Below are 12,085 nucleotides of genomic sequence, written 5' to 3' on the forward strand. Positions count from 1 at the left end.
CTCTCCCTACCTTTCAGTCAACAGAATCAAACCCCATGATAAATCAATTTCCTCACCAAGGGGTGAAAACTACGATATCACAGGTACAGGCAAAGGTGTCGCTACAACTTTAATTTTTATGTCTTGATTTTGCATTCAAAAGGTGATAATGTCAAGTAATCGATTCCGTTATCAGTTACGTAATCGATAATCTAACAAATTTAAGGTTAAAAGCATATGAGTAGCGAAACCACTTTACAAGATATTGCACTTGCACTAGGAGTCTCAAGGACAACGGTACACAGGGCGATACATAACAAAGAAGGAATCAGCAACGAAGTTAGGCAGACAATCCTTGCAAAGGCCGAAGAACTTGGTTACACAATGAATTATGTAGCCTCGTCTCTCAAACGCCGGACCATGAACCTAGCAGTAGTACTTCCCTCTGAGTTCGGAAGCGGTCAATACTACTACCGCTATTTCTGGGATGCCATTCGTTCCTGCAAAGCGGAAGCCAATGATCTTAATGTACACCTGATCTTTGACACCTTTGAAGAAACATCGGATAGCCAATACAGTGTCCTTGCCCGAATTTTCAACGAAAACAATGGCAACCTTGATGGATTGCTGACTATTCCGGTCAAGCAGGATGAACAGACGAGAAGGATTATCGAACGCTATACCTATAACAACATCCCTGTAGTCCTTATGGACAACGATATTCCTGATTCAGGGAGACTATGTTGCGTTGCACCACACAACACACTCACAGGGCGCCTTGGGGCAGAGGTAATCTCGTATATGGCACCAATGCGTGGAAAAGTATTGATAGCGGGAGGAGCTGAGCTCAACCCATCGCACAGCCACAACTTGACCGGATTCAAGTCCTATCTTGAGGAAAACAAATTGCCTCTTGAATGTCTGGTTATCCACAGTTATGCAGACTATGAGAAAACCTATTCGGAAGCAGTGAAACTTCTCAGGGAACATGATGACATCGTGGCTTTCTATTCTGTAACGGCACGAGAAACCCTCCCCCTGTCACAGGCAGTTATCGACTGTGGTCTGGCAGGAAAAATTCGAGGGGTTGGAAGCGACCTGTATCCGGAAACCGCTCAATTATTAACCGACAATGTACTGCAGGCTCTTATCTATAAAAATGGATATGACAAGGGAATCAGGGGATTCCATCTATTGTTTTCTTATATTATCCAGAAAAGCACACCTGCCTCTGATGCAGTAACGGTACCAATAAGTATCATCATGAAAAACAATCTCCATTTCTTCAAAGACCGTATCTGAAATTACTATCCCAACAGCATGTTTGGCTGATAGGGAGAGAAATTGCCATAGGTTTCATTTTTGGGAGGAAAGAAAAAATGAAAAAGCTTGTATCTTCTCTGCTCGTTCTGTCGTTACTTATCAGTGTGCTTATCGGTTGCAACGCAAAAACAAAAACAGAAACTACCACAAAGGCTGCTGAGCCAACCGTAAAAGCTGAACCTGTTTTAAATTTCAAACTGGCGGAAAATCAATCTGCTGAAAACCCCGTTTCGAAGGGAATGCTGAAATTTGCGGACTTGGTCAAAGAAAAGACTAATGGAACTGTCTCCATTGAAGTGTATCTGGATGCCCAATTAGGCACAGAAAACGAAACCATTGACCAAATCCAAGCCGGAACATTGGATTTTGCCAGAGTCAACAGTTCTGCAATGGTCTCGACTGCCGATGCAGTCGGCGTATTTACACTCCCCTATATCTTCACCAGCATTGACCAGAAGTATAAGGTCCTTGATGGCTCAATCGGAAAATCGGTGAGTGACGGGCTTACAAAATACAACATGATCGGTCTTGAATACTGGGAAGCTGGTTCACGCTGTTTCTATACTACCAAAAAACCAGTAACCAAGGTAGCTGACCTAAAAGGAATGAAAATCCGTGTCCAGCAGTCAGATGTTGCCATCAAAATGGTGGAGCTCCTGGGTGCAGCTGCAACCCCGATGTCCTATGGTGAAGTATATCAAGGCCTCCAAACCGGAGTTATCGACGGTGCAGAAAATGACTTTGTTTCCTATTACACCAGTGGTCACTATGAAGTATCGAAATACTATGCCCTTGACGGACATATGGCTCCTCCCGCAATGTTGCTCATGAGCAAAACTGCTTGGGACAAGATGAGTGCAAGCCAGCAGGTTGCAGTACGTGAAGCAGCAAAGGAAGCAGCAGTCTGGCAAAGACAGGCAATGCAGGACTATCAGGGTGAGGCTCGTGCAAAGGTCGAAGCAGCCGGAAGCAAAATAACCGAAGTCGATACGAAAGAATTCCAGGATGCCGTCTCTGGCATCTATGACAAATATCCCCAATATACAGAAACTATCGCTGCTATCAAAGCTATCAAATAAGAAATCTTACCAGCGTGTGGTGATTCATCATGCAATCTATTGGTTGCATGATGAATCCTGTCCTATCCAATTCACTCAACACTTCCAAAGGATCAGTTTATGCTGAAAATTCGAACCTATCTTACATTGATGAAAAGAGCCATAGATATTCTGATACAAGGGATGCGTTACGTTTGTGCCTTCCTTCTTGTCATCATGATTGCTATCACGTTTGTCCAGGTAGTAATGCGTTTCTGCTTTAACGCCCCCTTTAGTTGGGCAGAAGAAGTAACCCTGATGGTCCTTGTCTGGTTCGGGTATATCTGCATGTCAGTAGATATTTTTACCGACACCCATGCCGCGCTTTATTTTCTGTATAACAAACTTCCTGCTCCATTACGCAAAGGTGCCGATTTGTTCCGTCACGGGATATTAGCTTGGCTTTTCGTCGAGATGGTCCAATATGGATTGGTAATCACCAAGATAAATGCACCAAAACCACAACCGGCAACGCATTTTTCACAAGGTCTGCTTTTCGCCCCTTTGGTTGTATGCGGCACGCTTATGGTGCTGTTTGCCGGCCTGAATTTCCTCCTTGCTTTGGCAACACCTCTCAGTGAATACCGAACAAATCTGGAAAAAACAAAGACTATTGAAGAAATTAACATTGAAAGGGGTGGTGTATGAGCCCAATTGTCTCAGGAACGGCCATTTTATTCGGTACTCTCGTTTTTTTGATGCTTGTAAGGGTTCCTATTTCTTTCAGTTTGGGCATCTCTGCCTTGATAACTGCGATTTATATTGACATACCTTTCATGAATCTATTCCAAAAAATGTCTACAGGCATAACCAGTTTTACCTTTATGTGTGTACCGTTTTTTATAGTTATGGCCCAGATTATGACTGACGGGGGAATTTCCGACCGTTTGACTAAATTCTGCAATGTCTTGGTCGGCAGGATGAAAGGCGGTACAGCGATCGTAAACTGTATTGTATCTATGTTTTTCGGAGGAATCTCCGGTTCCTCAGTTGCCGATGTTTCTTCCATTGGAGCCTTTCTCATCCCCTCGATGATCAAAGAAGGATATGATGCAGATTATAGCATTGCGGTTACCTGCACCAGTTCTGTCGAAGGAGTCATCATTCCCCCCAGCCAGAATATGATTTTCTTCATAGTTGCGGCAGGAAGCGGGCTTTCCATCAGTACTATGTTTATGGCTGGATATATCCCGGGATTGCTACTCACGCTCGCTTTATGCATCTGTTCATATATCATAGCTGTCAAAAAAGGCTATCCGGTTTCTGAAGCAAAATCCTGGAGAGAAAACATCAGGATTGTCAGGGAAGCAATGTTAGGTTTGGTTACCATCCTCATTGTAGCGGTAGGGATTACCTCAGGAGTATTTACAGCAACCGAGGCAGGGGCAATCGCTGCAGTCTATGCTTTGATTATTACTACTTTTGTCTACAGGACAATGACTCTCAGAAAATTTGCCGATTGTCTTTTGAAATCTTTGAGAACCCTCAGTACGATAATGGCAATCATTGCAACGTCCAGTGCATTTAGTTATGTCCTTTCCTACCTGAAAGTACCTGCACGTGTTGCAACTGCGTTCCTGACTGTCTCGGATAATCCTTCTGTCATTATGTTCTTGATGGTCCTAATGATGATTGCCTTGGGTTGTTTCATGGATATGGGAATCCTGATAATCTTGCTTACCCCTATTTTGTACCCAGTTGCCATGTCCTTTGGTTTCAATCCCTACCATTTTGGCTTGATCATGGTCCTTTCCCTCGGTCTTGGGCTTTTGACGCCCCCGGTAGGAACTACCTTATGGGCAGGGTGTGCTATTGCAGGGGTGCCGATAGAAAAAACCATCAAGGGTTTTCTTCCTTTCTATTTCACCTATCTTATTGTCCTGATTCTTATCATTGCACTTCCAAACATTTCTCTCATTCTTCCGAGAGTACTTGGCTATGTAGCCTAGCCAAAGTTTTTGAGCATACTACCCTTCTTTTCGATTTACAAGTTTCTACTTCATAGATTTTTACCGGCAAATCGAAAACCTGGGTTTATATAGTATACAAGGCAAGCAACCGATTGGGACTGCTTGCCTTTTTTCACTGGTACACATACCTGTTTCTTTTCTCAAATCCTAGGGTCTTCCCTCTAGAGCCTCACCCCAGATTCTCGCCTTTTCTTCAAATGCGAGGGTGTAGGCCGGGCTTGTCGAAGGGAGTGCCTTGAACGTGATCCCTTGCGGATAGAAAGCAACATATTTCTTGTAGAAGGCTTCAGCCTGCTTCCCGTTGAACAATATCCGCTCGATCTTTCCATGTTCCTGGATAAAAGTCTTCAGGTCATTGGGTTCTACGATCGAATAGGCACTGTCAAGGGAACCTTTCCTGTCAAACGAAGAGAGGACATCCCATAAAGCAATACCATGGCCTTGCAACAAATACCATTTCTGTTCGTACGTCTCCGATTTGGTTTTAAAAAACCGGTCCATAATCGCCCAGAAGGCATTTCGTTCATGACCATAGTATTGCTGTTTTTGCAAAGAACGGACGCTCGGACCGGTACCGAGAATCAAGATGGTTGCATCTTGACTCTCGATCGGCGGAAAACCGTTTAACATCCAAGATACCTGGCAACGCTCTCGGCACAGTTGATTCCATCAAGGGCAGCACTGACAATTCCGCCTGCATACCCAGCACCTTCACCACAGGGGAACAAGCCCTGCATCTGCACATGCATATTGGTCTCTTTGTCCCGCAAGATTCGTACAGGACTGCTTGTCCTGGTCTCTGCGGCTATGAGCACAGCGTCGTTGGTGAGGAATTTATGCGCTTGTCTGCCAAACACGGAGAAAGCCGTAGCAAGACGTTCGGAAATAAATGAAGGCAATACATGGTGAAGGTCTGCGTTGGCAAGCCCAGGGATATAGGAACTTGCGGGGACATCCTTGGAAACCCGATGGTTTACAAAGTCTACCATGCGCTGGCTTGGGGCGCAGAGGTTGCTGCCACCGGCCTTGAAACACCTTCTCTCCAAAGCTTCCTGGAATTTCATCATCCCCAGTTTCCCACCGAACTGGTCCTGAGGCAAATCCTCTGGATGCAATTCGACAACCATACCACTGTTGGCATATTCACCATGGCGGGAGGACGTACTCATACCGTTTACGACCAACTGGCCTTCTGCAGTAGAAGCGGGGATTACGAACCCACCAGGGCACATACAGAACGAATAGACTCCCCTGTCCTTAACCTGGGTAACAAAAGAATACTCTGCAGGAGGAAGATATTTTCCCCTGCCCTCGGTATTCTTGTACTGGATCCTGTCTATCAGACCCTGGGGATGCTCGAGCCTGACACCGATTGCCAAAGCCTTTGCCTCAATGGCTATGTTGCTCTTGTCCAGGTATTCATACATATCACGGGCGCTGTGCCCGGTGGCAAGGATTACCGGACCCCTGAATTCCATTCCTACATCGGTGACAATCCCGACAAGCTGGTCGCCTTCGGTCAAAAAGCTGACAACCTTGCTGGAAAAGTGCACGACTCCGCCACTGGCGATAATAGTCTTGCGGATCTGTTCAACCACTGAAGGAAGTTTATCCGTACCGATATGGGGATGGGCATCAAAAAGGATATCGGTTGAAGCGCCATGCTGGCAAAACTGGGAAAGTACTTTGTTGACATTCCCTCGTTTTGTCGCCCGGGTATAGAGCTTGCCGTCACTGAAAGCACCGGCTCCACCTTCCCCGAAACTATAGTTGCTCTCTTCGTTGACAACTTTTTCAAGATTAAGCAGCGCAATGTCTTTCTTGCGCTGGTGAACATCCTTGCCGCGTTCTAGGATAATGGGTTTCAAACCCATCTCGATAAGGCGTAACGCGGCAAAGAGGCCGGCAGGGCCTGCTCCTACCACAATTACACTTTTACCGTTCTGTACCTGGGGATATGTGGTCTTTTCAAAGGCACTGTCTTCTTCTTCGTTGCAAAAGAGACGCACCTGCATATCGATGACAGGGGGGTTACGCCGGGCGTCGACACTGCGACGAATGGCTCGCATGGCAGTAATATCTGCTACGCTTACGTTTGCTTGTTTGGAGGCCATTTTTAAAACGGCATCATTATCCATGGCTGTCTCGGGTGACAACCTTAGTGAAACATCTTTTATCATAAAAAACATTGTACATAGGGAGGACCTCTCTGGTCAACGTAAGTGCCGGGCCATTATGCATACTCCGTACCATCGACTCCATATTTACTACATATTCCTTCATATTTCTATTTCTGATTCCTAGGGATAAACACACGGTTAAAATGCTATTTTTGGGTATCAAAACTATTTGGGAGCATTACGCATGCATACACGCAAACCCCTTGTTACCGGCCTTCTTTTGATTGTAACGGCCAGTTTATTTGCATCAAACCTTTCTTTGGAACAAGCATTGAGTACCTCAAGGGCAAACAATGGAGACCTCAAAGTAGCGAACCTTACCTTGAAAAAAACCCTTAGGGAAGGAGAAGAAAACATTTTCCTCCCCTCGATCTCTCTCAATGGGGGACTGACAACCACAGCGAGCATTGCCGACTCTTCCATTTCCACCTCATATTCGGTAGGAAGTGTCAGCTTCACCCTCAGCAGTACCGACAAATATGCCAAAGAACAAATGACTCTTGCCTCTACAATAGGCCAGAACACCTACCAAAGCACCCTCAATACTGTCGAAAGTCTGGTAACAACCGCGTATTGGAACCTTGCCTCACAGCAACTCGTTGTCCAGAACAGCCAGATACAGGTAGAGAAACAGCAGCGCTACCTCCAAGAGGTAGAAAACCAATACGAAAACGGTTTGGCCACTACCATGCAGGTGAACCAGGCAAAACTTGCCCTATACGATTCCCAGCTTGCCCTGCAGACAGCACAACAGGACGTAAAGACGGCAACAGACAGCCTCAACCTACTCATGGGAACCGAGGGCGAATGGGTTCTGGATGCCCTCCCCATAGTCAAAGAGGTCCTACCGCTTGACTCCATGCTTGCGTTATTGGCAAACACTACAGCGGCAAAAAGCCTTGCATTTGCAATAGACGAGGCAGAGCTTATGCTGAAAAACGAGAAAAACACTGCACTCAGTCCAACCGTCAGCTTCCAGGCTTCTACCTCATTGTCAGGTTCCATTTCCTCTTCAGACATCAGTTTGAAAGATTCTACCAAGCTAGCGGTATCGGTATCGGTCCCCCTCGATTCCTATCTCAAGAACTCCGCAGCCCAGATTGACCTAGACAGCAAAGAATATGCTGTTTTGATCGCACAGGCCAAGTATAACACAGGAATCAGCACACTGAATGCCCAGGTAAAAGCCTCCTATGCGGCATTACAGCAAGCCAAAGCGAACCTGGAAAAACTCAACCAACACCAGCAATTGGCAGAAGACCAACTTCAGCTTGTCCAAGCGTCATATGAAGGAGGCCAATCAACATTCAATGAACTGCAGGATAGCATCGCAGAGGTGCAGAGTGCCAACCTTTCCGTCCTTGCCCAGAATTTGGCCTACACCCTGTCCTTGTACAATCTAGCTGCACTACTTGAAGTCGAACCCTCATCACTGATTATCACCAAATAGGAGCCTATCATGGAAAAAAAACCTCTGTTCGATACAATCGTAACACTCATACTGGTTGCCATCTGCATCATCCTGGCAGCAATCATTGCCAATAACCTGCTTGGAAATGGCACTGAATCAAAGCAAATGCCAATGCAACGTACAGAACAACAGCAAAGTTCGGTGAATGTATCAGTGGAACCGGTTAAAACCGGTATGTTTACGAAAACCACCACAATTGGGGCAGAACTGCAAAACAGCAGGGAAACCGTATCGCTCACCAGCTCCCTGGTAGGCGGGAAACTAACCTCCCTCACCATTAAGGAGGGCGATAGCGTACAAGCCGGGGATAGCATAGGGACCGTCGATCCCTCCACCCCTGGAAACCAATACAAGGAAACGTCCATTACCGCACCTGTGGGGGGAATTGTATATTCTGTAGATTCCTATGTAGGGGAACAGATTACCACCAATACAGTGCTTGCAACCCTTGGACAGGGAGGAGACCTCGAAATAATTGCCTACCTGCCCGAACGGTTCCTTTCCACTGTCGAAATAGGAAGCAAGGCAACCTTTACCACGGCGGCCTGGCCTGAAGAATCGGCAGAGGCAACGGTAAAAATGATAAGCCCCAGTATCAATACAAGCAACAGGACCTTCACCGTCACCCTTTCTGTTGACAAGAGCGACCCCCGGTTCAAAGAAGGTATGTATGTCAAGCTGAATCTCATAACCGAGGAAATCGATAATTGCCTTACCATACCTACCGATGCAATCACTACCTACCTTGGCAATCCTGTGGTTTTCATTGCCCAGGACGGGAAGGCGAAACGTATCGATGTAACAACCTCAAGTTCCGATGGCAACAGGAGTGTCGTAACCTCTGGCTTGAACGGGGATGAACAAGTAATTGTTGCAGGGTCTGTCGTTGACGGTTCTTCAATCAAGATTATCGAGGAGCAAGTATGAAACTGAGCGAATTGTCCGTAAGGCGCCCTGTACTCATCACTATGGTATATGTCCTGCTTCTGGTAATTGCTGCGTTATTTGTGACAAACCTGGACATTGCCCTCTACCCAACCGTAGAGAGGCCGGTTCTCTCGGTCATGGTCGATTGCAATGACGCAGGGCCCGAAGAAGTAGAGCTACAAGTTTCCAAAGTATTGGAAAATTCCCTGGGTTCGTTGGAAAACCTCAACACAATCTCCTCGAAGTCTTCTTCTGGAAGGTCACAGATTACGTTGGAGTTCAACTATGGCACTGATCTCGACGAGGCATCTGATTCTATTACTTCCCTGCTGAGTAGAGTTTCCGGAAAACTCCCCGACTGGGCCGACACCCCTGAGATTATGCGTTTCAATTTGTCCTCCTCGTCTTTCATGAAACTGGTTATCAGTGGATCACCAGATGAGGATGCCTTGAAGTCAATTGCTGAAGACACCGTCACCCCATTGCTTTTGCGCGTAAATGGAGTTGCCTCGGTTGATGTTGCCGGTACGGGCACAAAGCAATATACAGTCAAAGTCGACCCTATCAGGCTCGCGTCCTATGACCTTACCCTCAACCAGGTCAAGGCTGCCCTCGCTTCTCGCAACAGCCAGGGGACAGACGGAACCATCACCCAAAACAATATCGACTATTCTGTTTCATTTGATGAACGCTTCCTCTCTGTTTCAGATATCGAGGATACGGTAGTAGCGACCATCGACAATGTTCCCATACAGGTCAAAGACATCGGAAAGCTCCAGATTGACACCTCCACCACGTTCGAGGAACGATACCTTGACGGGTCTTCAGTCGTCACCCTCTCATTAACCGGGGAGAGCGACAGTAATGAGGCTACCGTAGGCAAAGCCGTACGAGCCCAGCTTTCTTCCATTAACAGCGAACTACCTGAAGGCATAAAATTGACTGTCCAGCAGGACACGACGACTATGATTAACAGCACCCTCAACGAGGTCTATAAAAGCGCTCTTGAAGGAGTATTGCTCGCTGCTTTGATTATCTTCCTGTTTTTGAGAAACCTCAAAGCAACCTTGATCATTTCACTTTCCATGCCAATCTCAATTCTCTTTACCCTTATGGCAATGTCATGGTTCGACATCTCAGTCAACAGCATGAGCATGAGCGGACTTATCCTCGGCATAGGTATGATAGTCGATGCATCGATTATCATTTTGGAAAACACCTATACCTACAGGCAGAAAAACCATGGAAGCGCTGCCTCGGCGATTCTTGGCAGTGAAAACATGAGCACGGCAATTGTTGCCTCCACCCTTACTACACTCTGTGTATTCATCCCGCTTTTCATTTTCAAAAACAGACTGGAAATGATCGGTATAATGTTTCAGGACCTAATCATTACCGTTTGCATCGCCATGATTGCTTCCCTGTTCGTCGCCTTGACACTGGTTCCTGCATTATCTGGCAGCATCCTCCGTCTCGACACCAGGGTACAGAAACCGCTTAGGTTCAAACCGTTGAAAGCAATTGATTCCCTGTACCTCCGTTTCGAATCTACCATGGAAAAAGCCTATGCAAGCGCCCTTACCTATTTCTTATCCCACAGGCTGCTTCTGGTCGTGCTGCTGGTCCTCTTACTGGGCTTCAGCCTTATGCATTTCAGCGGTGTCGGTTTAAGCCTTACCCCGTCCATGAATACCGATGACTCAGTATCACTCACCCTTACCCTTCCATCAGGAACAAACAAGAACATGACGCGAAGCGAGCTGTTCTCGTTGCAGGCGGAATTGATAAAGGAACTCCCCCTGGATTCCTACACCCAGATTATGGTCAATGTCGGAAAAACCAATACAGGGACCATGGAAATCAGTTTGCCCGATATTACTGAACAGAAATACAGTGCAACTGAAATCAAGAAACTCGTACAACCATTGCTGAATACCAATCCTTCTGCCGTCTGGACCTTCGGGGCAAGCAGAGGACCTGGAAGCAGCACCCCGATTAATATCAGCATAACCGGAGATGATATTTCTGCCATAACGGAAACAACAAATTCCATAGCCGCCATCATCGGTTCCTTCGTAAGCGAGGCAACCAACGTTTCCACCGACCTTGAAAACGGTTCACCGAAGATCAACGTGCAGATACAAAAGGAAGTGGCAAATGATCTTGGGGTATCGATGGATACCATCAATACAGCCATATCCTATGCACTCTCGGGAACTACTGCCACGACTATCAGCACCTTTTCCAGCGACACCACCTATAGTTTGGTGGTGGCAATGGATCCCGATTCTATGCAGAGCCTCGATGACCTGGGCAATCTTCTTGTTTCCACTTCGAACGGGAAGGTGAGACTTGATAGCCTTGCAACCTTTTCCACAAGCAAGGCCCCCTCTTCCATCACCAGGGAAAACAAACAACGGGTAAACCATGTGACGGCAAGCCTTGCCGATGGTTATTCTGCAAATGAGGTACAGGCCAAGGTCCAGACAGCACTGGATGAAAACCTCTTGATCCCGGAAGGTGTCAGCGTAGACCAAAGCGGGGACATGCAGCAATTCACGAACTTTGGTCCAGCCTTGGTCATGATCATCATCCTTGCCCTGCTACTGGTCTTTGCTGTCATGGCAGCCCAGTTTGAATCCCTGATAGACCCCTTCATCATCTTTGCAACCATTCCTCTTTTGATGATTGGCGTCGTATTCATCCATTTGACCATGGGACAGAATTTCACCTTGTTCTCGATTGTGGGAATTGTAGCGCTCATTGGAGTCGTCGTGAACAATGGCATCGTCCTCGTTGATTCAATCAATCAACTCGTAGCCAAGCATGTGCCTATCAGGGAAGCCTGCCTCAATGCATCCAGGACCAGACTCCGGCCAATCATGATGACTACTTTGACCACCGTTCTTGGCATGATCCCCCTAGCCTTCTTCCCGGGAAGCGGCGCTGAGATGATGCAACCCATTGCCCTGACCTTTATAGGGGGCTTGGTCACCGGCTCTTTCTTGACGCTTTTCCTTTCGCCGGTGCTGTACTCGGTTTTCAACAAACGACGTGAAAACCATTATTATGATCCAAACACCCTGGCTAATCAGCTGGAGTTGTTTGATAAGGAAAGAAGGTAACTCTCCATTACCT

At 46.7% G+C, this 12,085-nt stretch carries 9 protein-coding genes; 7 read left to right on the plus strand and 2 right to left on the minus strand.

Annotated elements, in window-relative coordinates; genetic code table 11:
* Positions 1-216 precede the first annotated feature (216 nt).
* From SPIGRAPES_RS04480 to SPIGRAPES_RS04495, 4 genes are all read left to right on the plus strand, one after another.
* Positions 217-1,281, plus strand: a complete 1,065-nt coding sequence (locus SPIGRAPES_RS04480) for a LacI family DNA-binding transcriptional regulator (RefSeq protein ID WP_014269581.1) — start codon at positions 217-219, stop codon at positions 1,279-1,281.
* 77 nt (positions 1,282-1,358) lie between these two features.
* A complete protein-coding gene (locus SPIGRAPES_RS04485; RefSeq protein ID WP_014269582.1) occupies positions 1,359-2,381 on the plus strand; it encodes a TRAP transporter substrate-binding protein in 1,023 nt (340 codons plus the stop codon).
* 99 nt (positions 2,382-2,480) lie between these two features.
* Complete coding sequence (locus SPIGRAPES_RS04490; RefSeq protein WP_014269583.1) at positions 2,481-3,047, plus strand: TRAP transporter small permease; 567 nt, start codon at positions 2,481-2,483, stop codon at positions 3,045-3,047.
* Positions 3,044-4,348: a TRAP transporter large permease gene (locus SPIGRAPES_RS04495; protein ID WP_014269584.1), complete on the plus strand. Its 1,305-nt coding sequence runs from the start codon at positions 3,044-3,046 to the stop codon at positions 4,346-4,348. Before SPIGRAPES_RS04490 ends, SPIGRAPES_RS04495 begins: the two co-directional genes overlap by 4 nt.
* A gap of 168 nt (positions 4,349-4,516) precedes the next feature.
* Here the strand turns inward: SPIGRAPES_RS04495 and SPIGRAPES_RS04500 are convergent, their stop codons facing one another.
* Together SPIGRAPES_RS04500 and SPIGRAPES_RS04505 are read right to left on the minus strand one after the other, a co-directional pair.
* A complete protein-coding gene (locus SPIGRAPES_RS04500; RefSeq protein ID WP_014269585.1) occupies positions 4,517-4,999 on the minus strand; it encodes a DNA-deoxyinosine glycosylase in 483 nt (160 codons plus the stop codon).
* The gene (locus SPIGRAPES_RS04505) at positions 4,993-6,549 is read right to left on the minus strand and encodes an NAD(P)/FAD-dependent oxidoreductase (RefSeq protein WP_014269586.1); all 1,557 of its coding nucleotides are present in this window, start codon (positions 6,547-6,549) and stop codon (positions 4,993-4,995) included. Before SPIGRAPES_RS04505 ends, SPIGRAPES_RS04500 begins: the two co-directional genes overlap by 7 nt.
* A gap of 184 nt (positions 6,550-6,733) precedes the next feature.
* Here SPIGRAPES_RS04505 and SPIGRAPES_RS04510 point away from each other — a divergent pair, with 184 nt between their 5' ends.
* The 3 genes from SPIGRAPES_RS04510 to SPIGRAPES_RS04520 are packed head-to-tail and all read left to right on the plus strand — an operon-like array spanning position 6,734 to position 12,072.
* Positions 6,734-7,999: a TolC family protein gene (locus tag SPIGRAPES_RS04510; protein WP_014269587.1), complete on the plus strand. Its 1,266-nt coding sequence runs from the start codon at positions 6,734-6,736 to the stop codon at positions 7,997-7,999.
* 9 nt (positions 8,000-8,008) lie between these two features.
* Positions 8,009-8,947, plus strand: coding sequence for an efflux RND transporter periplasmic adaptor subunit (locus tag SPIGRAPES_RS04515; RefSeq protein ID WP_014269588.1), 939 nt, complete (start codon positions 8,009-8,011; stop codon positions 8,945-8,947).
* On the plus strand, positions 8,944-12,072 hold the full coding sequence (locus SPIGRAPES_RS04520; protein ID WP_014269589.1) for an efflux RND transporter permease subunit: 3,129 nt from the start codon (positions 8,944-8,946) through the stop codon (positions 12,070-12,072). Before SPIGRAPES_RS04515 ends, SPIGRAPES_RS04520 begins: the two co-directional genes overlap by 4 nt.
* Positions 12,073-12,085 lie beyond the last annotated feature (13 nt).

The sequence above is a fragment of the Sphaerochaeta pleomorpha str. Grapes genome (assembly GCF_000236685.1).
GTDB lineage: Bacteria > Spirochaetota > Spirochaetia > Sphaerochaetales > Sphaerochaetaceae > Sphaerochaeta > Sphaerochaeta pleomorpha.